This window comes from Streptomyces viridochromogenes (assembly GCF_001270495.1).
Classification (GTDB): domain Bacteria; phylum Actinomycetota; class Actinomycetes; order Streptomycetales; family Streptomycetaceae; genus Streptomyces; species Streptomyces viridochromogenes_A.
Window position 1 is genome coordinate 120,093 of the sequence record NZ_LGUR01000117.1, and the last position, 24,899, is coordinate 144,991.

The window sequence follows — 24,899 nt, forward strand, 5'->3', positions numbered from 1 at the left end:
GACGACGAACGAGGAGGTGAGACATGCCTGGCATTGCCGCACGGGTGATGGGGTGGCAGCGCCGCATGGGCGCCGTCGCCGGGCCCTTCGGTGCAACTGGCGAGACTGCCCCCACCGGGCCTGTGCTCGTCGAACTCCTCATCGCTGGCACCTGGGTGGACATCACCTCCTACGTCCTTCAGCGCGACGGCAGCCAGAACGTTTCCATCACCCGCGGGCAGCGCGACGAGGGCGGCCAGCCCGAGCAGTCCACCTGCTCGTTCCAGCTGAACAACAGGGACGGCCGCTTCTCCCCGCGCAACCCGACCTCGCCCTACTACGGGCAGCTCGGTCGTAACCAGCAGATCCGCGTCTCCGTCGCCCGCGGCGACGTGAAGGACTACCGATTCTGGGGCGAGATCAGTTCGTGGCCGCAGCACTGGGACATCACCGGCAACGACGTTTGGATCGAGGTCGACGCCGCCGGGATCATGCGCCGCCTCAACCAGGGCGCGACACCGGAGCACTCGGTCCTGTATGACGCGGTGACCTCCCCGCAGATCGACGCGCTGGTCGCGTACTGGCCGTGCGAGGACGCCGCCACCGCGACGACCGTCGTGTCCGCGCTCGCCAGCGGCTCACCTATGACGTTCACCGGGAACCCGGCCCTCGCTGCCTACAACGGGTTCGGCGCCTCGGACCCGCTGCCTACGCTCACCGGCGCCTCCCTGTCCGGCGGGATCGCCAAGTACGACACCACCACGGTGACGCAGTACCAGCTGCGCTACCTCCTCGCCGTCCCCACCGTCGGGTTCACCGACCTCGACGTGATCTCCCGGCTCACCGTCGACCAGGGCGCCTACAACCTGCGCTTCCTGGACATCCACTACAACGACCCGCCGGGCGGCTTGGGCTCGTTCGGCGGGCCGGGGACACTGACGATCCTGCTGAAGGACGGCGACCAGAACGACCTCGCTGTGAGCGGCACGCCATCGATCAGCCTCGACGTCCGCAACCGCAGGATGCGCGTGTCCTTGGAGGTCGCGAACAACGGCACCGCGATCGCCGTGACCCTGCGCGTCCTCGATGTCGAATCCGGGGTGACGGATTCGACGACGATCGGCCTCGTCTCCACCCAGGTCACCCGTGTCACCAGCGTGTCCATGGCCCCCGACACCCTCGACGGGGACGCCGGCGTGACCGCGGCGGCCATGGGCCACGTCACGGTGCAGACCACGGTCACAGCGATCGATGATCTGGGGCGGGCGCTGGCGCCGGGCGGTGAGACGGCGGGCCGCAGGATTCAACGGCTGTGCGCCGAGGAGGCCATCGCCCTCGACGCAGTGGGTGACCTGGACGACACGGTGGCGATGGGCGGCCAGCCCCGGGTGAAAGCGATCGACCTGATGCGGGAGTGTGAGCTCGCGGACGGCGGGATGCTGCTGGAGAGCCTCGCCGTATTCGGTCTCACGTACCGGACGCGCACTTCGATGTACAACCAGGATCCCGCGCTGGAGCTGTCGTACCCGGACGGGCAGCTGTCGCAGGTACCGATCCCCATCGACGACGACCAGCGCACCCGCAACAAGGTCACCACCTCCCGGGTGAGCGGGGTGACGCCGGCGACGGCCGAGGAGACCGTGGGGCCGCTGTCGACGGCGCCGCCGCCGGTCGGGGTGGGCGTGTACGGCGACGACGTCACCCTTAACGTCGAGACGGACGGCGTGCTGCCGGACCAGGCGGCATGGCGGCTGTCGCTGGGCACGGTCGATGAGGCGAGGTTCCCGCAGATCTCGGTGAACCTGGCGCACCCCGAGTTCGTAAACGACCCGTCCCTTGCGCAGGCCGCGTTGTCGGTTCGGCCGGGCGACCGGATCGTCATCGCGGATCCGCCGGCGTGGCTGCCGCCGGACGACATCTCCCAGCTTGTCCTTGGCCTGTCCGAGACCATCGACCACTTCCAGCACCGCATCAGCTACGTGTGCGCCCCCGAGTCCCCGTGGCGGGTGGGTGTCCTCGACGACGATGTGCTCGGCCGGATCGACACCGACGGCTCCGCCGTCTACGCGGCGATCGACGCCGACGAGCAGACGATGCTGGTCACGCCGACTGACGAGCAGGGCGTGAACCGGTGGACGTCCGATCCGGACGATTTTCCGTTCGGTGTCCGGGCGGGCGGCGAGGTCATGCAGGTCGCCGCCGTCGGCTCGGTGATCAACGTGAACCCCTATTTCGAGACCAACGTGACCGGGTGGGGCGGCAACGGCGCGTCCGTCGCCCATTCCACCGCCGTTGTCCATCCCTCCGCCGCCGGGTCCATCCTCATCACCCCGGACGGATCCAGTGCAGCCGGTGGCGCGAACTCCGCCGTCTCTGCGAATGGGACATGCGCGCCGGGCGACGAGATCGTGGTCTCGATGTGGGCCTACAGCCCCGGAGGCTGGCCCGACATCCGCCCGTGCGTGGACTGGTACGACAGCTCGGGGGCGTTCTTGTCTTCCGGGTTCGGTGACGGCTTCGCCGTTCCGGCCGGGCAGTGGACGTTCCTCTCCCAGACGGTGACGGCGCCCGCATCGACCGCTCGTTTCGCCACCCGGGCCCGGCATGCCGGGACACCACCGGCGTCGGCGATCTGGTACGCGTGGGCGATCCGTGCCGTGCAGCCCGGGGGCTACGTGCGGGATGCGTTCACCCGCAGTGTCACCGATGACTGGGGGACGTCCACGAGCGGGCATGCGTGGGCGCTGTCCGGCGGGACGGCGTCCGAACGGGACGTCACAGGGACCCAGGGGACGGTGACACTGACGTCCGCGCCGTCGACGCTCCGCTTCCAGGCAGTGGATATCAGCGTCAGCGACTGCGACATCAAGGTGCTGGTCAGTGTCGACCAGGTCGCGACGGGTGACCCACTCATGCCGGGCCTTTTGCTGCGTTACGTCAGCGGCAGTCAGTTCTACCGCTGCCGGGTGCACTTCGAGCCCAGCGGCACGATGGGCCTGTCCGCAACCAGCGCGACAGCGCAGATCGGGTCGACGGTGACGTTGCCGTACACCTACTCCGCGAACGATCAGTTCTGGCTGCGGGGCAAGCTCACCGGTGACCGGGTCCGGGCGAGAGTGTGGCCGTCCGGCCATCCGGAACCTGACACCTGGGTCCTCGACCGTGAGCTGAACACGGGCTCGATACCGGCTGGGATCATCGGCCTGACCAGCTCCGCCCTCTCGGGTAACACCAACGTCAACCCGGTGCTCAGTTACGACAACTTCGAGCTGCTCGATCCGCAGCAGTTCGTCGTCACCCGCGAACACAACGGCGTGTCCAAGGCGCAGACGACGGGCACTGATGTGCGCCTCGCCCAGCCCACGATCCTGAGCATGTAGGAGGCCAGCAGTGGTCGAGTACTACCCCCAGCCGCTGGCCGGACAGCGACTCCGCGCCAGCACGCTGCGCGACATGCTGCCCAAGACGGCACGCAAGACGGCGGACACTTCGAGGTCGGCGACGACCACCGCAGCCGCTGACCCGCACCTGACGTTCGAGGTTGAGGCGAACGCCGTCTATGTGTGGGACGGCTGGCTGAAGTACGACGGCGCCACCGGCGGCGACTTCATTGTCGACTTCACCGCGCCCACCGGTTCGCTGGGCGAGTGGGGCGCGCACGGCGCCGGCATCGTCGTGATCGGCGCCGATGACAGCCCTCTCGTGTTGCAGACGGACACCGTGCAGTCGACGGGCTACATGGTGCGCCTGGAGACGAACGACGTCATGCAGTTCAGGACGTACGGCGCGCTGGGCACCGGCAACGCGCTGACGATCCTCATCGCCGGGACGCTCCGTGTCGGCAGCACCGCTGGGACGTTCAGCCTGGACTGGGCGCAGGGCACGTCGAACGCCACCGCCACGACCGTGTTCACGGATTCGTGGCTCAAGATGACCCGCGTCCAATAGGGAGACCGCATGGCAGCCGTACTGAACAGCATCGAATTCCAAGGGCTTCCCGAGGGCGGCGGTGACCCGGTGGCCGTGCTGTCGATCTCCCCTCCGTCGTTTCAGGCGGGGCAGCAGGTGACGGACGAGTTCATCGCTTATGTCGAGGCTTTCATCGCGGGCCAGCAGAACGTGGCCAGCGTGAAGGTCACCAAGTTCGAGACCGTGTCCACGGTCATCTGAAGCGAGGCGTCATGGCCACACCACTGACCGCAGAGCAGATGCTCACCAAGCTGACGGCCGAGGGCCTGACCGTCCACGAATATCCCGGCTGGAAGACCCACAACCGGGACGACGAGACCGGCAAGGCGTTCGGACCCGTGGTCGGCGTGCTCATCCATCACACGGCCGGCCGCAACGACAAGGACCTCTGCTACCGGGGCCGGACTGGTCTGCCCGGGCCGCTGAGCCACGCCTGGTTGGGGAAGACGGCCGGGCTGTGGCTGCTCGGGAACGGGCGGGCGAACCATGCCGGCCTGGTGGACCTGGACGTGGTGAACGCGCTGCGCGCCGAGGTGTCCCCGCTGCCGAAGGATGATCAGGCGAACACGGACGGCAACGACTGCTTGTACGGGCTGGAGATCGAGAATCTTGGGGACGGCCAGGATCCGTACCCTGTCGAGCAGTACCGGCGGGCAGTGTTGTGGGCGGCCGCGTTGTGTCGGGCGCACGGCTGGTCGGAGCGATCTGTGGCGGGGCACAAGGAGGTCCAGCCGGGGAAGATCGACCCGTCGTTCGACATGGACGTGTTCCGGGCTGATGTGCGTGCGCAGTTGGCGAAGGGCCCGACCGTCGTGGTGACGGCGCCGAAGCCGACCCCGTCACGGCCGCGGGTGGATCTGTCCCGCCTGGTGGCCGCGGCGAGGAAGGATCCTGGGGCCGCGCAGGGGCACGTCACGTACATGGCTGGCACCAACCTCGTTGAGGCCGCGCTCGTCAAGGAGGGGCTGCTCGGCCGCCGGTATGCGGGGGACGGCTCGTTCGGGTCGTTGACGCGGGATGCGTATGCGAAGTGGCAGCGCAGGCTCGGCTACAGCGGGAGCGCGGCGGACGGTATCCCCGGCATGACCTCGCTGAAGAAGCTCGGCGCGAAGCACGGCTTCGACGTCGTCGCGTGAAGAAGGAGAACCGACCATGGCCGACCGCCACCCCGGAACCACCCACCTGCTGCGCTACTTCGAGTACGCACACCTCCCCGAGCACCTCCAGCCTGTCAGCGCGTCGTGCGGCGACCTCGCACAGCAGATGGCCGCCGCGCTACCGGACGGACCCGAGCTCACGGCCGGCCTGCGGAAGCTGCTGGAGGCCAAGGACTGCTTCGTACGGGCAGCCCTCGACACCCCGAAGGAGAACTGACCCATGAAGATCCTCGGAAGAGAGCCCGTCGCGATCCTCGCGTTCATCGCGATCGCCCTCAAGCTGTCCTCGGCGTACGGCTGGGACGTGTCCGCGGAGGACCAGGCCGCCATCATGGCCGTCCTGTCCTGCGCCGTCGCGGTTGCCGAGGCGCTCATCCTCAAGACCGGCGCTGCGTTCGCCGCGCTCGTCAACTTCGGGAATGCGGGCCTCGCCCTGTTCCTTGCGTTCGGCTTGAACATGACCGCCGAGCAGCAGGCCCTGTGGATGCTCCTCATCGAGGGCGGTGTCGCGTTCTTCGTCCGCCGCGAAGTCACCGCGCCCGTGCAGCTGCTGCGGATCGAGCAGTCGAGTCCGATGGATCGCGGCTCGCACGCCAAGGCAGCCTGAGCTGACCCGTGAGCGCGTCGGGGAGGTGGTGGCGTGGACGCGGCCATGGTGACGGCGATCGCAGCTCTGATCGGCGGACCCGTGGCCGCGTTGGGCGCCATGTACGGGAACCGCGGCGCGAACCGGGCAGCTCGGGAGGCCAGCGCGGTGACGGGATTCGACAGCCTGACGCAGCGCCTGGTGGCCGAGAGAGACAAGGCGGAGGCCGATCAGGCGAAAGCGGAGGCGCGGGTCGAAGTCCTCGAACTGGAAAACGCGCGCCTGCGGCTGATGGTCGAGCGGCTCGGGGGGACGCCATGACGCGGACGCAGAGCGCCTTGTACCGGGCGCGGCATGTGCTGTGGACGCTCGGCGTGGTCCTGTTCCTGGGAGGAGCAGCCGCGATTGTGTGGCTGCTCCTGGACCGGGATCAGATGGCCGACCAGCTGGCGCACGAGGCGGACCTGCGCGGGATGGCCGTGTCGACGCTCGCCTCGGACGTGCGGGAGCTGCGGGCGCAGGTGCGGGCGGAGGGTGAGACACCGGTGGCGCCGGATCCGACGCAGGCCGTGGAGGATCTCCCGGAGAGGGCGGAGGTGCCGGTGCCGATCCCGGGGCCGCCTGGTCCGGCCGGGAGCCCTGGCCCGTCGGGGACGCCCGGGCGGGACGGCCTAGATGGGAGTCCCGGCGCGAGCGGCGAGCCGGGCAGCCCTGGGGTGGACGGTGCGACGGGCCCGGCTGGTCCTCAGGGCGAGCAGGGTGTTCAGGGGCCGCAAGGCGAGCCAGGCCCTCAGGGGGAGCAAGGTCCCCGAGGCGAGCAAGGGCCGCCGGGGCAGTCGTGTCCGGAGGGATATTCGTGGCAGGCTCCGGCGGGTGATCCGGATGCGTTGGTGTGCCGGCGGGATGGTGCGCCGCCGCCGTCGGATGAGCCGGGGAACGGGAACGGTCTGTTGGCGTTGGATCCGCAGCGCCGCCAGTACGCGTGATCTACCAGTCTGGGACCAGCTGGTAGATCACTGGTAGTTCAGGCCGCCTCGACAATCTCGGCCCGCACCGCCGCCACCCACTCATCCCGCAACTGCTCGTACAAAGCCCGCTCCGCCTGCGTCCACGGCCTACCCGCCGCGCCCCGAACGACGGCACGAATCGCCTCGTTCACGGAGGCAGCAGACCGCACGAGGCCAGGGCCAAGAGGGTTGGGGGACATGGGGACAAGCCTACGGGCCCACACCGACACCGGCCGTCAACCAAATGTCAGGCTGCCCAGAGCCCTCACATGAGGCTGGCCTTGCCCCATACCCTGACAGTGACGAGCTGTTCAGAGAGAGGCAAGGCCATGTCGCCTTCTGATGCTACCCCGGACCCGTACGCCGACCCGCTGAAGTTCGGCCAGCGGGTGCAGATTCTCCGCGAGCGCCGGGGCATGACCCGCGCGCAACTCGCCGACTTCATCGGCGTCTCACCGCACACCCTGAAGAAGATCGAGAACGGGCAGCAGCAGGCGCCCGGCCTCGACATGGTGATGCGGATCGCCGAGGCCCTACGGGTACGCGACCTCGCCGACCTGACGGGTCTACCTGACATGCACGTTGATCTTTTCGTCGGTCCGGGCCATCCCCGCCTCGCCGCGGTGAAGGCCGCCATCGACAACTTTGCGCTCACTTCCAGCATCGAACCCCCGCCCGTGGCGCACGTCGAGGCGCGTCTCGCTCGCGCATGGACCGCCCGCCACGCGGCGAAGAACCACCGCGAGGAGATCGGCAAGCTCCTGCCCGACCTGATCCGCGACGCGCAGGCATTGGTCCGGCACGCGGACTCGGGCAATGAGCGCCGGCGCGCTCAGTCCCTCCTCGCCCAGACGTACTCGCTGTCGCAGTTCTTCATCGCCTACCAACCTGACGCAAGCCTGCTGTGGCGGGTCGCCGAGCGCGGCATGGTCGCCGCCCAGGACAGTGGGGACCCGCACGCCATCGGCGTGGCCGCGTGGCTGCTCGCGCAGGCCCACCGCGACTCCGGCGCCCGCCACTTCGACGCCGCCGACGCCATCAACGTGGAGGCGGTACGGTTCCTCGAACCCCTCTTGCCCGACGCCGACGATGACGTGCTGGCCATCGCGGGCGCGCTGGAGTTCGAGCTCGGCTACACCGCCGCCCGCCGCCGCGAGACCGGTACGGCGTGGCGGCACTGGGACAAGGCCAACGACATGGCCGCCCGTCTGCCCGGCGGCTACTACCATCCGATCACGTCGTTCTCGCAGGCCATCATGGGCGCCCACGCCGTCACCGTCGCTGTGGAGCTGCACCAGGGTGGCGAGAGCGTGCGGCAGGCGGCTCGCGCGGACGAGGTCACGATCCCTTCGAGGCCGCGCCGTGCACGGCACCGGATCGAGGAGGCGCGCGGCTACCAGCTGGACGCGCAGCCGGACGTCGCGATCGCCACTCTGGAGAAGGCGTACCGTGCCGCCCCGGAGACCATCGCGTACAACGGGTACGCGCGGCGGATCATCCTCGAAGAGGTCGAGTCGAAGCAGGCGCCGCGGAGGCGCCGGGCGTCGCAACTTGCCGTGGAGATCGGCATCTTGGCCGCGTAATGGAGGGGACCGGATTCCGGTCCTCTGCCCTACCCACCCGCGCCTACGGTCAGTGATGTAGCGATCACAGACGCACGCGGGGAGCAGTCGTGTCCGACGTACGAAAGCCACTCGAACCACAGCCCGGGGTCCTCATCCACCCCGCCGCAGACCGCCGACTCGCCACCGAGCACTGGCTACTGTCGACACTCCCCGATGACTGGAGGGGCCCGGCGCGGAGGGATTGGAAGAGGCAGCGAGTGACTCTGCTGCCCCTCGGCACGCTGTTCTCTGCCGTCCGTATCCCCGGCAGCCTCATCCTCGCCCTCACCGGCACCCTCACACCCCGCGACATCGACAGCGTGCTCGCGGACGTCCTCCACGGCGGCCCCGTCATCTGCGATCCCCGCCGCGCCTGGTACTACGCACTCGTCCCCGCCAGCGTCCCCCGCACGGTGTCGGCGAAAAAGCTCGACACCTGGCGGGACATCAACGTGGAAGTCCTCGGCAGGGACGCCTACCTGGGCGTGCCTCCACTGGACGCCGTCGCACTGAACCCTCAGGCCCCGGCCTCGTACTGGTCCGTGCCGATGGAGTCAGCCGCGTCACTGTGCGCGCCGCTGACCGTGGGCCGTCTGATCGGCGCCGGACGAGACCGGCTGCTCGAAGGGGTGGGCGAGTGAGCCGCGTCGAACAGCAGTGGGAGGAGAGCGGCCGCGGCGCGGCTCCCCACCAGCAGCGCGTTGTCGTGACGGCCGCCGCCCGCGAGGAGGCCGCTTTCAGTAGCTACTGCGGCCACCTGTCCGGCTGCCGCGAGTGCAACGCACGTTTCGAGACCGGGGCGCCTTTCTGCGACGAGGCCAAGGAGTTGGGCGCGCTCTACCTCGCGGCACACGGCGAGAGCCGCGAGGTAGAGCGCGCCCGGGTGGCGGGAAAGGTGAACGTATGAGCCACACCGACACGGGCACCGGTATCGGGCGCGGCACTGTGCGTCCTGAGCTGTCCGCCGGCCGAGCCGCAGGCTATTGCTGGGTCGAACGCCCGGGCTGGCGCCTGCACTGCACGAAGCCGCCCGGCCATACGGGAAAGCACTGGCACACGTACACCAAGACCGGCTGGTCGTGACAGGCCCCCGCTACCGGCCGCGACGCCGACCGCGCCGGTAGCGGGACGAGGCGGCCGCTACGTCCCCCGAGGCGGCCGTGGGCCCGCCGCCGGGTGCCTCCCCTGTCACCTGGCGGCGGGCCCCTCCTCAGCCGACGAGGCCGGCGAGCGGCACGTCTAGGGCCACAGCGATCCGGATCAAGGTGTCCAGGGTCGGGGACGCGTGGCCCTGTTCAATCCGGTTGATCGTCTGCCGATCCATCCCTGCCAGCTCGGCCAGCTTTTCCTGGCTGAGGTTGGCGTGAAGGCGGGCGGCGCGGATGCGTTCGCCGATGGCCCGGCGGCGAATGAGGACCCAGTCGGGCGGTGGAGCGGACGGCACCCGACCACGCTGTCTGGATCATGAACGAGTGTCTGTATCGTGCACCGTACATTTGTGGATCACAAGCGTGGTAATCGTGCACAGATCGGGGAGGTATGCCACGCGAATCGGTGATACCGAGAGGCAGCGCTTGCCTACGGAAAATCACCGACGAAGGGTAGAAGAAGACACCCCCCGCCAATGACGGCCGGCCGTCGCATCCGCCCCCCAGGCGTGCGGCGGCCGGTCACTTCCACCTGATACGAATCGACTCCTTGTCGAAGTAGCTGCCGTCCGGCATCCGGCCCGGCCGCGCCTTCCCCACCCGAATCTCCATCAGGTAATCGATTGCCGCCCGCCGACGCGACAGGTCGAACTGGTGGTTCCACACGGTGAGGATGTCGTCGGCCGCCACGAGCTCCGCGATCGGATTCCCCTTTACCGCGTCCTTCATCTGCTCCTCCGCGGCCTGCAGCCGCAGCCGCGCCGGCGCTGCCGCGGCACGCCACTCCTGCATGTCCATCTCGCCTTTACCAAGCGAGGTCGCGAGCTCGTCCAGCCGCTGGCGCGCAGCCCGCATCTCAGCCTGAACGGCACTCACGTTGATACTCGGCTCACGGCGGGCCAGTAGGTCGGCGGCGTCCGGCCGCGTCAGCCGCTCGATCACGTGAAGCACCACGTAGTCGTCCAGGCCCTTCCCGTCGCGCGTCACACAGCCGTTCTCGCATCGGTACGCATCCTCCATAGGACCTCGCTCAGCCCCGGCGCCCTTCTTCTTCCCGCGCCGTACGGGGCGCGGGAAGCCCTTCAGCTTTCCGTTGTCGCACTCGTCACAGACGTAGATCCGAGAGCCCAAGTGGCGGCGCACGTTCGTGGTGGAGGACCGGCGTTCCGGCTCCTCCAGCATCGCGACCAGACTCCGATACGTCGGCTCGTCCACGAGGCGCATCCAGTCCGCACGCCCCACGATCTCGCCCCGATGCTGCATCAACCCCGCGTTGCGGGGGCGCATCAGCAACTTGCGAAGCTGGTTTTCCTTCTGCTCGTTGCCGTGCACGGACACGACGCCATGCTTCGCGTTCTCCGCAACGAGGGAGCGGAGTGAAACCCCAGCTAGAACCGCAAGCGTCTCCCGCGCGACGAGGGAGGCTTCCGAGTCTGCGGCAAAGCCCGCGTCGATCCCGCAGTTCGAGCACGCGAAGATAACCAGCAGGGTGTCGCTGCTGTCGCAGGCCTTGCAGATGAGGTCGCGGGTGAACTGGTCGTCCGCGCCGCAGCCTTCGCAGTGCCGGCGGTCTGTGAATCCGTCGGGGCCGTGCTTGCCGCAGGACGGGCATTCCAGGGTGCGGGGGGTACGGCCGTCCGACTCGAACCCGAATGGGCGGGGGCCGCCGCTGTACTCGCCGTGCTGGGCTTTCTGGTCCCGGGCCCGCTTCGACCGTTCGATCATCCGCTCGACTTCGTACCGGGCTTGGACGCCCAACTGGCGGGCGATCATCCTGCCGGTGGCGGTGGACAGGTCGAGGTCGCCCGCCTTGACGGTGCGGGTGGGGATAGCGGCCGGCCCGCAGACGTCGATGTACTCCTCCAGCTCGGCTGGGGAGCGGTGGAGGCGGTCGGTGTGCCAAGCCAGGACGCAGTCTCCTTCGCCGCGGCGGAGCTCTTCGAGCATCGCTTTGTAGTCGGGTCGCGGCTTGCCGCTGTACGCGGAGAGGTCGTTGTCCTCGAAGACGCGGACGATCCGGTACTCGGTGGTCGCGTCGGAGAGCCGCCCGGCGAGTTCACGGCAGTCGTTGGTCTGCCGCTCGGTGGCGAGGTGGGCGCCTTCGCGGTCTTCACTGATGCGGGCGTAGATGAAGCAGCGGACTACTCGGCGGACCGCGGCGATGGCGGTGTGAACATGTTCGGGCACGTGCCTGAGCATGCCACTTTAGAGGTCACCTTCGCAGCACTTCGGCCACGCCAAGTACGGGGCCGCGCTGGAGCACGAGGAGATCCTCAGGGCGCGCGCCGAGAACCCGCGCCAGCTCATCTTCCAGGGCCTGGAGTGGTACATCCCGGCCGCCGAGCACTGCACGGTCTTCGCGGCGCCCGGCGCGCACGAGGTCGACCTGCTCACGCGGTTCGAGAGCGCCTACGACGGCAAGCTGCTCGGCTACGACAAGGGCGGGGCCGCCGACGCTGACACGGCCCGCAACGAGGCCCACGCGGTGAAGGCCCTCAAGTGGCTGGCCGAGCAGCGCCGCACGGGCTACGTGGACGACGTCCTGGTCCTCGCCAACCACCCGATGCGGCTCGGTATCGACTCCCCGCACGAGATGCGGGCCTGGCGGGACGCGGCTCCCGAGATCATGGTCGGCATGGAGGGCGCGCCCGGCGCCCAGGGCGCGGCCATCCCCGGGTGGCGCGGCGCGACCTCGATCCGCGGCGAGTACGAGAACAAGCCGTCGGCGCAGTCATGGGCGGGCTACCCGGCGGACGCGTATCTGACGTACGGCGGCTTCGACTGGGCGACCGCGACGGTGGGCGGTCTGTGGGACTCGATGCTGGCCGAGGGCCGGCTCTTCTCGATCACCACCAACTCCGACGCGCACCGCATCGTCTTCGACACCTGGAAGAACGGCGACTGGCCTGCGGGCCAGAACTTCGACACCACCGGCAAGCTGCCCGACCCGGTCGACACCACCACCCCGCAGCCGGGCAGCGACTTCTGGCCGGGCCAGTTCAGCCGCACCCACGTCGGTGTGACCCGCTACGGCTACCGCGCGGTGATGGCGGGCCTGCGCGCGGGCCGGGTCTGGCTCGACCACGGGCATCTGCTCGACGGCCTCGACGTCCGCCTCAAGCGGGACTGCGACCATGGTCGGGGCGTCACCCTGGGCGGCCGGCTGCGGGTGCGCAAGGGCGAGAAGCTCACGCTGAACGTGACGGTCACGACCGCGTCCCGGCCCAACTCCCAGGGGATCCTCCCGGAGTTGGCGCACGTGGACGTCATCCGGGGCGCGGTGCGCTGCCCGGTGACCGACCGGAACACCTGGCAGGCCCCGGACACCAAGGTGGTGCGGACGAAGGACGTCAGCGGCCGCAAGGGGACGTACACCCTGAGCATCCCGCTGTCCGCCGGAAGCGAGTCCTTCTACGTGCGGCTGCGCGGCAGCGACGGCAACCGTCACGGCGCGGGCTATCTCGGCGCCTCGGTCGACCCGCACGGGCCGATCCCGCACACGCCCGGAGACGGTGACCCGTGGGCCGATACGTGGTTCTATTCGAACCCCGTATTCGTCGACGTGGCAGGGGCCTGATGAAGCGTCATCTCCGCACTCTCGGTTGCTTATCGGTCGCGCTCACCCTCGGTGCGGGGACGGCGGCCGCCGCCGACACGGCCCCGCACTGGGCGCAGACCGGCACGGCGTACACGGACACGCTCGGCGGCGGACAGGGGCTGGCGAGCCGCGCGGACGGCACACTGCTGTACCGCGGGCTCGCCTCCATCCCACTGGACCTGCGGATCAAGGGCTGGAACCACGTCGGGGACCCGGACATCGCGCGGGGCCACGTCTTCGACGCCTACCAGGGCCCCGACACGGCCACGTCGAAGATGTTCGCGGTGACGACCCCGGCCGGGAAGCGCTACGAGTACGTCCACCGGCTCAACCCGGGCGAGAAGCTGAACAACTCCTTCGCCGCCGTCTCGCCCGACGGGCAGTGGCTGGTGTCGGGCGAGTGGGGTTAGCAGCGAAGACTCCAGGTGTTCCCCGCGCCCCTGCTCAACCCGGCCACCCCGCCGGCGGGCGGGGACCTGACGGAGACCTGGCAGATCACCCTGGACAAGCCGGTGCGCGACATCCAGGGCTGCGACTTCGTGACGGACACACGCCTGCTGTGCGCCTCGAACGACGCCACGGGGACACTCTTCCCGGAGATCCGCCCCCTCCTCCAGGTCGACCTGCCGCACAAGGTGGACGGCCGGCCGATCACCGGCACGGTGAAGAGCCTGTTCGCACTGCCGCAACGCAGCGTGTGTTCGGGCACCTTCGAGACGGAGGGCGTCGACTACGACGTGAACAGCGGCACCCTGCGGGCGGAGATGATCCCGCCCGGGGTGTGCGCGGTGGCGACCGCCGTGTACTCCTACCGGCAGGGCTGACGGTCAGGCGTAGAACCGCGACAGACTCTGCAGGACGGCGGCGGGCTTCCCGCCGCCGTCGATCTCTATGGTGCCGTCGACGGTGATCTGCACCCCGCCCGGCACGTCCTCGACCTCCGTCAGCTTCCCGACGAGCCGGATCCGCGAGCCGACCTTGACCGGCGAGGGGAAACGCACCTTGTTCAGGCCGTAGTTGACCTTCGTGGTGACGCCCTGGACGTCGAGCAGCTCGGTGAACAGGGGGATGAAGAGGGAGAGGGTGAGGTAGCCGTGGGCGATGGGGGCTCCGAACGGTCCCTCGGCCGCCTTCTCCGGGTCCACGTGGATCCACTGGTGGTCACCCGTGGCGTCGGCGAACGTGTTGATGCGGTCCTGGGTGATCTCGATCCACTCGCTGGTGCCGAGGTCGCTGCCCGCCAGCTTCTTCAGTTCGTCGAGGCCGTTCACGGTGATGCTCATGGGGTTCCTTAACTGTTGCCGTACCGGGTACGGACACGGGACTTGAGGAGCTTTCCCGAGGCGGTGCGCGGGAGTTCCTCCGCGAGGACCACCGACTTGGGAATCTTGTACTTGGCGAGGCGACCGGCGAGGGACGCGAGGATCTCGTCGGGGTCGGGCGTGGTGCCCTCGCGGGGGACGACGACCGCGCGCGGCACCTCGCCCCACTTGTCGTCGGGCACGCCGATGACCGCGCACTCGACGATGTCCGGGTGGGCGAGGAGCAGGTCCTCGATCTCGGCGGGGTAGATGTTCTCGCCGCCGGAAATAATCATGTCCTTGATCCGGTCGACGATGAAGACATAGCCGTCCTCGTCGATGCGGGCCGCGTCCCCGCTGCGGAACCAGCCGTCGGCGAAGGACGCGGCCGTCTCCTCGGGCAGCCCCCAGTAGCCGGGCATGACGTGCGGTCCGCGGAGCACGACCTCGCCGGTCTCTCCGACGTCGACCGGCGCCATGTCCGGCCGTACGACGCGTACGTCGCTGAAGAAGTGCGGTACGCCCGCCGAACCGGCCTTGCTCACCGAGTGTTCGGCGTCCAGGAACAGGGTGCCGGGCGCGGCCTCCGTCATGCCGTAGCCCTGAAGGAACGTCAGGTCGCGTTCCTGGTAGGCGGCGATGAGCGGGGTGGGGACCGGGGAGCCGCCGCAGGTCAGGATGCGGAGGGAGGACAGGTCGGCGTCGGGCCAGCGGGGGTGGCGGGCGATCTGGTCGAACATGGTCGGTACGCCGAACATGAAGGTGATCCGGTGCCGTTCGACCAGGTCGAGGGTGGCATCCGGGTCGAATGCCTCGACCAGGACACAGGCGCCGCCCTTGAGCAGGACCGGGAGCGTCAGCATGTTCAGGCCGGCCGTGTGGAACAACGGGGCCGAGACCAGGGCGCGTTCGTCGGCGATCAGGTCGGTGTCGACGAGGACGTTGATCGCGTTCCAGATGATGTTGCCGTGGGTGAGCATCGCGCCCTTGGGGCGGCCGGTCGTCCCCGAGGTGTACATGATGATGCAGGTGTCGTCCGGGGTGACCGGTGTGTCGATGGGCTCCTCGGAGGCCGAGGCGAGCGCCTCCTCGTACTCGGCGCCCACTTCGACGTAGGTGCGGACGTCCGTGCTGCCCGGCAGTCCGGCCACCAGCCCGGCGTGCGACGGGCCGTAGACGAGGGCCTTGGCGCCGGAGTCGGCGAGTTGGTAGGCGATCTCGGGTCCGGCCAGGCGGGTGTTGAGCGGGACGAAGACCGCGCCGAGCGTGCCGGCCGCGAACAGGGTCTCCAGGTAGGAGGGGTGGTTCGGGCCGAGGTAGGCGATGCGGTCGCCGCGGCGCACGCCCCTCTCGCGCAGGGCGTGGGCGAGACGGGTCGTGCGGGTGTGCAGGGTGCGGTAGTCGGTGGACGTCTCGCCGTGGATCAGGGCGGTGCGGTGCGGGGTCTTGCGGGCCCGGCGTGCGGGCCATGACCCCAGTCCCTCGTTGCGCATGTCACGCCCCTTACGGTTTCGTCAGCCCGAGCAGCCGGGCGGCGTTCTCCTTGAGGATCTTCGGCTTCACCTCGTCCTTGATCGACAGCTTCTCGAAGTCGGCGAGCCAGCGGTCGGGGGTGAGGACGGGGAAGTCGGAGCCGAAGAGGACCTTGTCCTTCAGCAGGGTGTTGGCGTACTGCACCAGCTGCGGCGGGAAGTACTTCGGCGACCAGCCGGACAGGTCGATGTGCACGCCCGGCTTGTGCGTGGCGACGGCGAGGGCCTCGTCCTGCCAGGGGAAGGACGGATGCGCCAGGATGATCTTCAGATGCGGGAAGTCGGCCGCCACGTCGTCCACGTGGAGGGGGTTCGAGTACTTCAGCCGGATGCCGCCCCCGCCGGGGACTCCGGCGCCGATGCCCGTCTGGCCCGTGTGGAAGAGGGCGATGGTGCCCGTCTCCTCGATCACCTCGTAGAGGTCGTACGCCACCGAGCGGTCGTTGGGGAAGAAGCCCTGGATGCTGGGGTGGAACTTGAAGCCCCGCACCCCGTACTCCTCGACCAGGCGCCTGGCCTGCTTCACGCCCGCCTTGCCGCGGAAGGGGTCGATGGAGGCGAAGGGGATGAGGACGTCCGCGTTGGCGGCCGCGGCCTCCGCGACCTCCTCGTTCGGGACGGGCGCGGTGCCGGTGGCGGACTCGGCGTCGACCGTGAAGATCACGGCGGCCATCTTCCGCTCGCGGTAGTACGCGGCGGTCTCCTCCAGGGTCGGCTTCCGCTTGCCCTCGACCTTGAAGTAGGCCGAGGAGGCGTCGTGCAGGTCGTCGTCCAGGGAGGAGTGGCCCTTGGAGGACACCTCCGCGTGGGTGTGGACGTCGATCGCGACGAGGTCGTCGACATTCATGGCCAGGGCCATCACGCCTCCGGGAACTTGGGCGCCGGGATACCGACCGACTGGAGTTCGGCGCCGACCGAGGTGGGCCAGACGTCGGCCAGGGTGTCGGGGGTCCAGCCGCCGTCGGCGTAGACCGCCGCGATCTCGTGCGGATGCGACCAGAGTGCCACCTTGTCGCCGCCGACGCCGATGGCCTGGCCGGTTACGCCCCGGGCCGCCTCGGAGGCGAGGAAGGGGACGAGGGCCGCGCAGTCCTCGGGGGTGCCGAAGCCCTCGCCCTTGCGCAGGAAGTCGGGCAGCGGCTCGCCGTTCTTCATCGCCTCGATGTACGGGGCGAAGGCGGGGATGGTCTCGGTCATGGCGGTCGCGGCGACCGGCACGATCGCGTTGACGGTGATGTTCGCGCGGCCCAGCTCCATCGACCAGGTGCGGGCGAAAGCGGCGATGCCGGCCTTGGCGGCGGCGTAGTTCGTCTGGCCGAAGTTGCCGCGCTGACCGGCCGGGGAGCCGACCAGGATCAGGGTGCCGCCCTCGCCCTGCTCGCGCATCCGGACGGCGGCGGCGCGGGCGCAGGTGAAGGTGCCCTTGAGATGGGTGGTGATCACCGCGTCGAAGTCCTCGTCGGTCATCTTCCACAGGACCTTGTCGCGCAGGATGCCCGCGTTGGTCACCAGGATGTCGAGCCGCCCGAACTCCTCGACCGCGCGGTTCACCAGCCGCTCCGCGGCCTCGGTCGTGCCGACCGGGACGACCTCGGCGACGGCGGTGCCGCCGGCCTCGGTGATGGACTTCACGGCCGCCTCCGCCACGGCCTCGTCGATGTCGTTGACGACCACGGAGGCGCCGTGCGCGGCCAGGGCGTGGGCGTAGGCGAGGCCGAGGCCCCGGCCGCTGCCGGTGACGACGGCGGCCTTGCCGGTGAGATCGATGCTGGGCAAGGGAGGGTCCCTTCGACGTGGGGTGCGGCTACGAGATCGAAGTTAAGAGCAATAATTGATGTCGTCAATAGTTGTTGGTGACCTTCGGGTGCGTCATGCTGGAATCTGTACAGAGGAACCCCGGCACCGGGGCCGAGACCAGGGAGTCCGCCATCGCCCGCCAGCACGCCAAGAACCCGGCACCCATCGACGCGAACGAACCGTGGATGCGCGGACTGCACGCGGACACGGGTTACCTGCTGTACCGCATGGGCCTGCGCTCGGGTCAGTTGTTCAACACGTTCCTGCAGGAGTCGGGGGTGCGGCTGCGCCACTACGCGGTGCTGCGGTTCCTCGCCACGTCGCCGGGCGCGCTCCAGCGCGAGCTGAGCGCGTCGCTCGGCTACGACCCGAGCGCGATCGTCGGCCTGGTCGACGACCTGGAGAAGCTGGGCTTCGCCGAGCGGCGCCCCTCCCCCGACGACCGCCGCAGCCGGATCATCGTCCTGACCGAGGGCGGCCGGGCGTTCCTGCGGGACACCGACGAGGCCGGGCAGCGTGTCACCAACGAGTTGCTCCAGCCCCTCGACGCCGCCGAGCGCGAGCAGCTCCACGCGCTGCTCCAGCGCGTCACCGAGTCCGGGCTGGGGTGACGCGGTAATGAGGTGCCCATGACCACCGACGCGGTACCGTCCCCGCCGCCTGTGCCGGCCCCGCCGTCTCTGCCGCCCGCGCCGGCCAAAGGGCCGCGTTCCGCGCCCGACCGGCTGCTGTCCGTGCTCGGGGCCTTCGACCTCGAACATCCGGCGCTGTCCCTGACGGACATCAGCCGACGGGCCGGGCTGAGCCTGAGCACCGCGCACCGGCTCGTGACCGCCCTTGCCGAGTGGGGCGCCCTGGAGCGGGACGACTCCGGTCTCTACCACGTCGGGCTGCGACTGTGGGAGCTCGCGGCACTGGCGCCGCGCGGGCCGGCACTGCGGCAGATCGCGTTGCCGTACCTGGAGGACCTGTACGAAGCGACGCACGAGAACGTGCAGTTGGCGGTCCGGGACGGGAACGAGGTCGTCTACATCGAGTGGCTGTCGGGACGCTCCGCGGTCGGCGTGCACATCCGGGTCGGGGCGCGCTGGCCGCTGCACGCCACCGGGGTCGGGCTCGCGCTGCTCGCGCACGGCGACCCCGAGTTCCAGGAGGAGTACTGCGCCGGGCCGCTCGCCTCCTTCACGCCGTACACCGTCACCGAACCGGCCCGGCTGCGCCGCATGCTGGCCGACGTGCGCCGCGCGGGGGTCGCGGTGAGCAGCCGCCAGGTCACGGACGACGCGCTGTCGGTGGCCGCCCCGGTGCGCGGTCCGGGCGGGTCGGTCGTCGCCGCCGTGTCCGTGGTCGTGCCCCAGGCCGACGCGCAGGTCCCGGTGCTGGTGCCGGCCGTGCGGCTCGCGGCGCGCGGGATCTCGCGGGGTCTGGGGTGGCAGCCGGAGAAGGGGACGTAGGGGCGCCGCACGACGGCGTTTCGCCCCGCGGGTCCGACCGGCGCTACAGCCGCACGGTCATCTCCACGGCCACCTCGTCACCGGACCCCAGACCCTGCGGCGCCCGCACCGCCTTCTTGAGCGGCAGCAGATAGCCGCCGCCCTTGGGGAAGAGCGAGGTCTCGAAGGAGACTTCGCCGATCCTCGCCTCGACCGGGATCACCCCCCAGCCGTACGTGGCCATCGCGGCCACCTCGCGAAGGTCGGCGGATTCCTGGTCGGGCACGCTGACGAAGTAGTACGGCGCCGGCCCGCGCCATTCGATCACCTGGCCGGTGAAGGCGAGTTCCATACGTCAGGGTCTCTTCTCTCTCCCAGAGTGTCCACGCCAGGATCCCAGGCCGAGGTCTCCGCTGCGCGGGGAGGGCGACGGATGGGCGCTCCAGCACATTTCCCCATTCAGAGGGTGAACTCCCCTGCGACGGAAGGGTTTTCTCTGCTTCACCTCTTGACGACCGGATGGACGGGGAGCACATTGACGACACTTTGAGAGCGCTCTCAGCCTCAAAGGGAGGAACCCCACCCCGCACCCCCACTCCGTACACCGAGAGGCAGCACCCCCCATGAGTGAACCCTCCGGCATACACCGCAGACACCGCTCCCTCAGGCGGACGTTCGTCGCCCTGCTCGGCACCCTCGGCCTGGCCGCGGCCGCCGCGACCGTCGCCGTGCCGTCCGCGAACGCCTCCGCGCCCACGCCTCCGTCCGGCTGGACGCAGGTCTTCCTGGACGACTTCAACGGCGCCGCCGGCACCGGCGTGAACACGGCCAACTGGCAGTACGCGACCGGCAAGGGCTATCCCGGCGGTCCCGCCAACTGGGGCACCGGCGAGATCGAGACGATGACGAACAGCACCGACAACGTCGCGCTCGACGGCAACGGCAACCTCCGCATCACCCCGCGGCGGGACGCGTCCGGCAACTGGACCTCCGGCCGTGTCGAGACCAACCGCACCGACTTCCAGCCCCCGGCGGGCGGCAAGCTCCGCGTGGAGGCCCGGATCCAGGTGCCGAACGTGACCGGGGCCGCCGCCAAGGGGTACTGGCCGGCGTTCTGGATGCTGGGCGCGCCCTACCGCGGCGACTACTGGAACTGGCCCAGCGTCGGCGAGCTGGACATCATGGAGAACACGCAGGGCCAGAACACGGTGTACGCCACGATGCACTGCGGCACCTCACCGGGCGGTCCCTGCAACGAGACCAGCGGCATCGGCTCCAACACCACCTGCTCCGGCACCACCTGCCAGGCGGGCTTCCACACGTACCGGATGGAGTGGGACCGCTCGACGAGCCCCGAGGAGATCCGCTTCTACCTCGACGGCACCAACTTCCACACCGTGCGGGCCAACCAGGTCGACTCGACGACCTGGACCAACGCCACGAACCACGGATTCTTCATCATCCTCAACGTGGCCATGGGCGGCGGCTTCCCGGACGCCTTCGGCGGCGGCCCGGACAGCGGAACGCAGCCGGGGCACGCCATGGTCGTCGACTACGTCCAGGTACTGTCGGCCGGTGGGAGCGGTACCACGCCCCCGCCGACGGGCAACCGTGACGCGTACAGCTCCATTCAGGCCGAGTCGTACGACGGTCAGAGCGGCGTGAGCGCCGAGACCACCTCCGACTCGGGCGGCGGACAGAACATCGGCGCCGTGGCGAACGGCGACTGGGCGCTGTACAAGGGCGTCAACTTCGGTTCCACGGCGGCCACCCAGTTCGTCGCCCGGGTGGCGAGCGGTGCGGCGGGCGGCGTCAGCGGCCTGGTCGAGGTGCGCCTCGACAGTCGCGGCAACGCTCCCATCGGCAGCTTCTCCGTGGGCAACACCGGCGGCTGGCAGTCGTGGCGGACCATCCCGGCGAACATCAGCGGGGTGACCGGCACCCACGACGTCTATCTCACCTTCACCAGCGGGCAGTCGTCGGACTTCGTGAACGTGAACTGGTTCAACTTCGGCCGCTGACCCGTGCGTCGCACGGTGACCTGCCTCGTCGATGCCCCGCGAGAGCCCGGCGGCCCTCGCGGGGCGTCGTCACGGTCAGCGTCGCCGTCGTAACACCTGGACGATTCTCGGGAGCGCGGCGCCGAGCACGAGGGCGGCGAGCGGGACCGCGACGTCGGTCCAGGTGCGGCGGATGGGCCGGTATGTCGCGACGCCGCCGCTGATCTCGATGTAGCCCACCGGTGTGGCATCCACCCCGCCTCCACCGCCGCCGCCCTCACCGGTCCCGAGTTCGCCGATCCGTCCGGCTCCGGCGCCCAGGCCGAAAGCGACCTTGGCGACCGGGACGACGGTGACGCCGTCGGCGGTGACGGGTTCGCCGTAGACGGCCTTGACCGAGGCGCTGCCGCCGAGTCTGTCGGCCAGATGTTCCAGGAGGGTGTCGGCGGCGTGCGTCGCGGTGATCTCCGTGCTCGGCAGCGGCACGGGGGCTGGGTTCTCTTCGCGGGCTGTCATCCAGGACTCGTACCACCACCGGCAGGGGCGGAACCAGCCCAACGAACCGCACACCACGGACACCTCCTCCCGGCCCACCCAGCGGAGCGTCACCGTAGATCCGACCGAAACGCCGCCGGCGTCACCTCCGTGTGCTGGTGGAAGAACTTGGAGAAGTTCGCGGCGTCCGGGAACCCGATCGCCGCACCCACGCGCCCGATCGGCATGTCCGTGTGCGCCAGGAGCCGCTTGGCCTCCAGGATCACGCGCCGGTCGATGAAGCCCTTGGGCGTCTGACCCGTGGCGGCGCGGACGGCGCGGACGAGGGTGCGGCGGGAGTAACCGAGCTGGTCGGCGTAGGCGCTGACGCTGTGATTGGTGGCGAAGCCCTGCTCGACCGCGTCCCGGAAGAGGGTGAAGGTCGTGTCGGCCTGGCGGCGCTCGGCCTCCGCCGAACTCGCGGCGAGGTGGGCCAGGCGCAGCAGGAATGCCGTCAGTGAGTGGCGCAGGACCGCGGTGTGCAGGCTCAGGGGCAGGGTCGTCGTGTCCTCGTACTCGCGTTGGAGTTGGGCCAGCGAGGACCGGAGGGCGGTGAGCCGCGCTTCGTCGGGGTGGAGCAGGGGCGGGAGGTCGTAGCGGTAGAGGCCGGTGGCCTCGACCGTGGCGCGGGGCAGGAAGCCCGGCTGCATGGCCAGGACGATCCCCCGGTACTCGCTCGCCCGTGAGAAGCGATGGACCTGTCCGGGACGGATCCACAGCAGGTCGCCGGGGCCCGCCTCGTACTCCGTGAAGTCGATCATGTGGCGCACGGGTCCCTGACTGAAGAGCATCACGACGTGGAAGTCGATGCGGTGCACGCGCTCCAGCGGCGCCTCGTCGGCGTGCCACGTGTGGTCGCCGCCGCCCATCGGGCCGAGCTGCATGCCGACGCCGCCGACGCTCAGCTCGACGGGGAAGGGGAACGTTCTGATCCCTCCGTCACCGACGTCCCCTCCGCCGCCGCCTTCGACCCTTGTGTCCACCATGTCCGTCTCGTGCCGCCTCAGTTGCGCGCCGCCCATGCTCAGCCGTGCGGTGCGCCGGCGACGGTGTCCCACTTTCACCACAGCGTGACACACGCCGACCTTCCCTCGTAAAAGTCAGACTTTTACTTTTGAACGCGTTGGACCAGCCACTTCGCTGCGATCGAGGATTTTTTGAAGATGAGCACGCAGACACCGGACAGCTTCGAATGGACCGAACTCGACCGGCGTGCCGTCGACACGGCCCGCCTTCTGGCGGCCGATGCCGTACAGCAGGTCGGCAACGGCCACCCGGGCACCGCGATGAGCCTCGCCCCGGCGGCGTACACGATCTTTCAGAAGGTGATGCGGCACGATCCCGCCGACCCTGAGTGGACCGGCCGGGACCGTTTCGTCCTCTCCCCCGGCCACACCTCGCTGACCCTCTACACCCAGCTGTTCCTCGCCGGGTACGAGCTGGAGCTCGACGACCTCAAGGCATTCCGGACCCAGGGTTCGAAGACGCCGGGTCACCCGGAGTACGGGCACACGGCAGGAGTCGAGACGACGACCGGCCCGCTGGGTCAGGGCGTCGCCAACGCCGTCGGCATGGCGATGGCCGCCCGTTACGAGCGCGGCCTCTTCGACCCGGAGGCTCCCGAGGGCGAGTCCCCGTTCGACCACACCATCTGGGCGATCGTCTCCGACGGCGACCTGGAGGAGGGCGTCTCCGCCGAGGCATCCTCCCTGGCCGGCCACCAGAAGCTCGGCAACCTCGTCTTCCTCTACGACGACAACCACATCTCCATCGAGGGCGACACCGCGACCGCGTTCTCCGAGGACGTGCTCAAGCGCTACGAGGCGTACGGCTGGCACGTGCAGCGGATCGAGCCCGCGCTGGGCGGCGACATCGACGTCCACGCGCTGTACGCGGCGCTCAGGGCAGCGCAGGCCGAGACCGAGCGCCCCTCGATCATCGCCATGCGCACGATCATCGCCTGGCCCGCCCCCAACGCCCAGAACACCGAGGCCTCCCACGGCTCCGCTCTCGGCGCCGACGAGATCGCCGCCACCAAGCGCATCCTCGGTTTCGACCCCGAGCAGAGCTTCGAGGTCGCCGACGAGGTCCTCGCCCACGCCCGCCGTGCCCTGGACCGGGGCGCCGAGGCGCACGCGGCCTGGGACAAGCAGCTCGGCGCCTGGCGCTCCGCCAACCCCGAGCGCGCCCTGCTGTTCGACCGGATCGTCGCCGGGCAGCTGCCCGAGGGCTGGGAGGACGCCCTGCCGGTCTTCGAGGAGGGCAAGTCGGTCGCCACCCGTGCCGCCTCCGGCAAGGTGCTCCAGGCCGTCGGCGCCGTGGTCCCGGAGCTGTGGGGCGGCTCGGCCGACCTGGCCGGCTCCAACAACACCACCATCGACAAGACGAGTTCGTTCCTGCCGAAGGGCAACCCGCTGCCGGAGGCCGACCCGTACGGCCGTACCGTCCACTTCGGCATCCGCGAGTTCTCCATGGCCGCCGAGATGAACGGCATCGCCCTGCACGGCAACACCCGCATCTACGGGGGTACGTTCCTGGTGTTCTCCGACTACATGCGCAACGCCGTGCGCATGTCGGCCCTGATGCAGCTGCCGGTGACGTACGTCTGGACGCACGACTCCGTCGGCCTCGGCGAGGACGGCCCGACCCACCAGCCGGTCGAGCACCTGGCCTCGCTGCGCGCCATCCCGGGCCTGAACGTCGTCCGCCCGGCCGACGCCAACGAGACCGCGGTCGCCTGGGCCGAGATCCTCAAGCGGCACTCCACCAACCCGGCCCCGCACGGGCTCGCGCTCACCCGCCAGGGGGTGCCGACGCTCCCGGTCAACCCCGATACGGCGAAGGGCGGTTACGTCCTGAAGGAGTCCTCCGGCGAGACGCCCGAGGTGATCCTCGTCGCCACCGGTTCCGAGGTCCAGCTCGCCGTCGCCGCGCGGGAGCGGTTGGAGGCCGACGGGATCGGTACCCGGGTGGTGTCGATGCCGTCCGTGGAGTGGTTCGAGGAGCAGCCGCGCGAATACCGCGAGAGTGTCCTGCCGCCGGCCGTGAAGGCGCGGGTCGCCGTCGAGGCCGGTATCGGGCTCACCTGGTACCGGTTCGTGGGCGACGCGGGACGCATCGTCTCCCTGGAGCACTTCGGTGCCTCCGCCGATGCCGGGACCCTGTTCGCCGAGTACGGCTTCACCCCCGAGAACGTCGCCGCCGCAGCCCGCGAATCGCTGGCCGCCGCCCGCGGTTGATCCGAACGCCAGAAG

General features: G+C 69.7%; 25 protein-coding genes and 2 pseudogenes. 17 read left to right on the forward strand and 10 right to left on the reverse strand.

Going from position 1 to position 24,899, the window contains the following annotated elements; translation table 11 throughout:
- Positions 1-23 precede the first annotated feature (23 nt).
- From ADK36_RS12560 to ADK36_RS12590, 7 genes are read left to right on the forward strand one after another with little or no spacing between them, the layout of a single operon-like run.
- Entirely contained in the window at positions 24-3,359 is a 3,336-nt protein-coding gene (locus ADK36_RS12560) for a hypothetical protein (protein ID WP_159391137.1), read from the forward strand.
- Positions 3,360-3,369: 10 nt separating this feature from the next.
- Positions 3,370-3,927, forward strand: coding sequence for a hypothetical protein (locus tag ADK36_RS12565; protein ID WP_053197453.1), 558 nt, complete (start codon positions 3,370-3,372; stop codon positions 3,925-3,927).
- Between the two features lie 9 nt (positions 3,928-3,936).
- Positions 3,937-4,149, forward strand: a complete 213-nt coding sequence (locus ADK36_RS12570; protein ID WP_053197454.1) for a hypothetical protein — start codon at positions 3,937-3,939, stop codon at positions 4,147-4,149.
- A gap of 11 nt (positions 4,150-4,160) precedes the next feature.
- The gene (locus tag ADK36_RS12575) at positions 4,161-5,084 is read left to right on the forward strand and encodes an N-acetylmuramoyl-L-alanine amidase (RefSeq protein ID WP_053197456.1); all 924 of its coding nucleotides are present in this window, start codon (positions 4,161-4,163) and stop codon (positions 5,082-5,084) included.
- Positions 5,085-5,100: 16 nt separating this feature from the next.
- On the forward strand, positions 5,101-5,322 hold the full coding sequence (locus ADK36_RS12580; protein ID WP_053197459.1) for a hypothetical protein: 222 nt from the start codon (positions 5,101-5,103) through the stop codon (positions 5,320-5,322).
- A gap of 3 nt (positions 5,323-5,325) precedes the next feature.
- Positions 5,326-5,712: a hypothetical protein gene (locus tag ADK36_RS12585; RefSeq protein ID WP_053197461.1), complete on the forward strand. Its 387-nt coding sequence runs from the start codon at positions 5,326-5,328 to the stop codon at positions 5,710-5,712.
- A 33-nt stretch (positions 5,713-5,745) separates the two neighbouring features.
- Complete coding sequence (locus ADK36_RS12590) at positions 5,746-6,012, forward strand: hypothetical protein (protein ID WP_053197465.1); 267 nt, start codon at positions 5,746-5,748, stop codon at positions 6,010-6,012.
- A gap of 703 nt (positions 6,013-6,715) precedes the next feature.
- Here the strand turns inward: ADK36_RS12590 and ADK36_RS12600 are convergent.
- Positions 6,716-6,850, reverse strand: coding sequence for a hypothetical protein (locus tag ADK36_RS12600; protein ID WP_338060777.1), 135 nt, complete (start codon positions 6,848-6,850; stop codon positions 6,716-6,718).
- A gap of 177 nt (positions 6,851-7,027) precedes the next feature.
- Between ADK36_RS12600 and ADK36_RS12605 the strand changes: the two genes are divergently transcribed.
- The 4 genes from ADK36_RS12605 (at position 7,028) to ADK36_RS12620 (ending at position 9,385) form a co-directional block, all read left to right on the forward strand.
- The gene (locus tag ADK36_RS12605) at positions 7,028-8,281 is read left to right on the forward strand and encodes a helix-turn-helix domain-containing protein (RefSeq protein WP_053197470.1); all 1,254 of its coding nucleotides are present in this window, start codon (positions 7,028-7,030) and stop codon (positions 8,279-8,281) included.
- 239 nt (positions 8,282-8,520) lie between these two features.
- The gene (locus tag ADK36_RS12610) at positions 8,521-8,943 is read left to right on the forward strand and encodes a hypothetical protein (RefSeq protein ID WP_234329750.1); all 423 of its coding nucleotides are present in this window, start codon (positions 8,521-8,523) and stop codon (positions 8,941-8,943) included.
- Complete coding sequence (locus tag ADK36_RS12615; protein ID WP_053197475.1) at positions 8,940-9,209, forward strand: hypothetical protein; 270 nt, start codon at positions 8,940-8,942, stop codon at positions 9,207-9,209. Before ADK36_RS12610 ends, ADK36_RS12615 begins: the two co-directional genes overlap by 4 nt.
- Complete coding sequence (locus ADK36_RS12620; protein WP_053197478.1) at positions 9,206-9,385, forward strand: hypothetical protein; 180 nt, start codon at positions 9,206-9,208, stop codon at positions 9,383-9,385. Before ADK36_RS12615 ends, ADK36_RS12620 begins: the two co-directional genes overlap by 4 nt.
- 127 nt (positions 9,386-9,512) lie before the next feature.
- On the opposite strand, the gene ADK36_RS12625 is transcribed toward ADK36_RS12620, so the two are convergent.
- Together ADK36_RS12625 and ADK36_RS12630 are read right to left on the reverse strand one after the other, a co-directional pair.
- A complete protein-coding gene (locus ADK36_RS12625; RefSeq protein ID WP_053197479.1) occupies positions 9,513-9,746 on the reverse strand; it encodes a helix-turn-helix domain-containing protein in 234 nt (77 codons plus the stop codon).
- 226 nt (positions 9,747-9,972) lie between these two features.
- The gene (locus ADK36_RS12630) at positions 9,973-11,637 is read right to left on the reverse strand and encodes a recombinase family protein (protein ID WP_159391138.1); all 1,665 of its coding nucleotides are present in this window, start codon (positions 11,635-11,637) and stop codon (positions 9,973-9,975) included.
- A gap of 37 nt (positions 11,638-11,674) precedes the next feature.
- On the opposite strand from ADK36_RS12630, the pseudogene ADK36_RS12635 reads away from it, so the two are divergent.
- Together ADK36_RS12635 and ADK36_RS12640 are read left to right on the forward strand one after the other, a co-directional pair.
- Positions 11,675-13,027, forward strand: a pseudogene (locus ADK36_RS12635) (histidinol-phosphatase); the annotation flags it as partial.
- Positions 13,027-13,872 (forward strand): annotated as a pseudogene (locus tag ADK36_RS12640) (hypothetical protein). The pseudogenes ADK36_RS12635 and ADK36_RS12640, both read left to right, overlap by 1 nt.
- A gap of 3 nt (positions 13,873-13,875) precedes the next feature.
- Here the strand turns inward: ADK36_RS12640 and ADK36_RS12645 are convergent.
- The 4 genes from ADK36_RS12645 to ADK36_RS12660 are packed head-to-tail and all read right to left on the reverse strand — an operon-like array spanning position 13,876 to position 17,657.
- Complete coding sequence (locus tag ADK36_RS12645; RefSeq protein ID WP_048579292.1) at positions 13,876-14,331, reverse strand: MaoC family dehydratase; 456 nt, start codon at positions 14,329-14,331, stop codon at positions 13,876-13,878.
- A gap of 8 nt (positions 14,332-14,339) precedes the next feature.
- Positions 14,340-15,842 (reverse strand): acyl-CoA synthetase, encoded by a 1,503-nt coding sequence (locus tag ADK36_RS12650; RefSeq protein ID WP_053197484.1) that lies wholly within the window; start codon positions 15,840-15,842, stop codon positions 14,340-14,342.
- Positions 15,843-15,852: 10 nt separating this feature from the next.
- Complete coding sequence (locus tag ADK36_RS12655) at positions 15,853-16,728, reverse strand: amidohydrolase family protein (protein WP_048579602.1); 876 nt, start codon at positions 16,726-16,728, stop codon at positions 15,853-15,855.
- Positions 16,729-16,739: 11 nt separating this feature from the next.
- Positions 16,740-17,657, reverse strand: coding sequence for an SDR family NAD(P)-dependent oxidoreductase (locus ADK36_RS12660; RefSeq protein ID WP_048579294.1), 918 nt, complete (start codon positions 17,655-17,657; stop codon positions 16,740-16,742).
- Between the two features lie 95 nt (positions 17,658-17,752).
- Here ADK36_RS12660 and ADK36_RS12665 point away from each other — a divergent pair, with 95 nt between their 5' ends.
- Together ADK36_RS12665 and ADK36_RS12670 are read left to right on the forward strand one after the other, a co-directional pair.
- Positions 17,753-18,289, forward strand: a complete 537-nt coding sequence (locus ADK36_RS12665; protein WP_199830157.1) for a MarR family winged helix-turn-helix transcriptional regulator — start codon at positions 17,753-17,755, stop codon at positions 18,287-18,289.
- Between the two features lie 12 nt (positions 18,290-18,301).
- Positions 18,302-19,132, forward strand: a complete 831-nt coding sequence (locus ADK36_RS12670; RefSeq protein WP_053197485.1) for an IclR family transcriptional regulator — start codon at positions 18,302-18,304, stop codon at positions 19,130-19,132.
- Positions 19,133-19,175: 43 nt separating this feature from the next.
- Here ADK36_RS12670 and ADK36_RS12675 read toward each other — a convergent pair whose 3' ends face one another.
- A complete protein-coding gene (locus tag ADK36_RS12675) occupies positions 19,176-19,463 on the reverse strand; it encodes a DUF1905 domain-containing protein (RefSeq protein WP_053197487.1) in 288 nt (95 codons plus the stop codon).
- A gap of 271 nt (positions 19,464-19,734) precedes the next feature.
- On the opposite strand from ADK36_RS12675, the gene ADK36_RS12680 reads away from it, so the two are divergent.
- Entirely contained in the window at positions 19,735-21,132 is a 1,398-nt protein-coding gene (locus ADK36_RS12680) for a glycoside hydrolase family 16 protein (RefSeq protein WP_048579297.1), read from the forward strand.
- 75 nt (positions 21,133-21,207) lie between these two features.
- On the opposite strand, the gene ADK36_RS12685 is transcribed toward ADK36_RS12680, so the two are convergent.
- Both ADK36_RS12685 and ADK36_RS12690 read right to left on the reverse strand, forming a co-directional pair.
- Entirely contained in the window at positions 21,208-21,627 is a 420-nt protein-coding gene (locus ADK36_RS12685; RefSeq protein ID WP_078916030.1) for a GerW family sporulation protein, read from the reverse strand.
- An 89-nt stretch (positions 21,628-21,716) separates the two neighbouring features.
- Positions 21,717-22,631 carry a helix-turn-helix transcriptional regulator gene (locus tag ADK36_RS12690; protein ID WP_048579605.1) on the reverse strand — a complete coding sequence of 305 codons (915 nt, stop codon included), beginning with the start codon at positions 22,629-22,631 and terminating at the stop codon, positions 21,717-21,719.
- Between the two features lie 177 nt (positions 22,632-22,808).
- Between ADK36_RS12690 and tkt the strand changes: the two genes are divergently transcribed.
- A complete protein-coding gene (gene tkt / locus ADK36_RS12695; protein WP_048579298.1) occupies positions 22,809-24,884 on the forward strand; it encodes a transketolase in 2,076 nt (691 codons plus the stop codon).
- Positions 24,885-24,899: the final 15 nt, after the last annotated feature.

Coding starts and splice junctions, on each gene's coding strand:
- ADK36_RS12645 (WP_048579292.1), bottom strand. CDS start 14,331: ATGAGCATCACCGTGAACGGCCTCGACGAACTGAAGAAGCTGGCGGGC.
- ADK36_RS12680 (WP_048579297.1), top strand. CDS start 19,735: ATGAGTGAACCCTCCGGCATACACCGCAGACACCGCTCCCTCAGGCGG.
- ADK36_RS12685 (WP_078916030.1), bottom strand. CDS start 21,627: ATGACAGCCCGCGAAGAGAACCCAGCCCCCGTGCCGCTGCCGAGCACG.
- ADK36_RS12585 (WP_053197461.1), top strand. CDS start 5,326: ATGAAGATCCTCGGAAGAGAGCCCGTCGCGATCCTCGCGTTCATCGCG.
- ADK36_RS12655 (WP_048579602.1), bottom strand. CDS start 16,728: ATGAATGTCGACGACCTCGTCGCGATCGACGTCCACACCCACGCGGAG.
- ADK36_RS12575 (WP_053197456.1), top strand. CDS start 4,161: ATGGCCACACCACTGACCGCAGAGCAGATGCTCACCAAGCTGACGGCC.
- ADK36_RS12560 (WP_159391137.1), top strand. CDS start 24: ATGCCTGGCATTGCCGCACGGGTGATGGGGTGGCAGCGCCGCATGGGC.
- ADK36_RS12665 (WP_199830157.1), top strand. CDS start 17,753: ATGCTGGAATCTGTACAGAGGAACCCCGGCACCGGGGCCGAGACCAGG.
- ADK36_RS12580 (WP_053197459.1), top strand. CDS start 5,101: ATGGCCGACCGCCACCCCGGAACCACCCACCTGCTGCGCTACTTCGAG.
- tkt (WP_048579298.1), top strand. CDS start 22,809: ATGAGCACGCAGACACCGGACAGCTTCGAATGGACCGAACTCGACCGG.
- ADK36_RS12690 (WP_048579605.1), bottom strand. CDS start 22,631: ATGGTGGACACAAGGGTCGAAGGCGGCGGCGGAGGGGACGTCGGTGAC.
- ADK36_RS12605 (WP_053197470.1), top strand. CDS start 7,028: ATGTCGCCTTCTGATGCTACCCCGGACCCGTACGCCGACCCGCTGAAG.
- ADK36_RS12650 (WP_053197484.1), bottom strand. CDS start 15,842: ATGCGCAACGAGGGACTGGGGTCATGGCCCGCACGCCGGGCCCGCAAG.
- ADK36_RS12675 (WP_053197487.1), bottom strand. CDS start 19,463: ATGGAACTCGCCTTCACCGGCCAGGTGATCGAATGGCGCGGGCCGGCG.
- ADK36_RS12570 (WP_053197454.1), top strand. CDS start 3,937: ATGGCAGCCGTACTGAACAGCATCGAATTCCAAGGGCTTCCCGAGGGC.
- ADK36_RS12620 (WP_053197478.1), top strand. CDS start 9,206: ATGAGCCACACCGACACGGGCACCGGTATCGGGCGCGGCACTGTGCGT.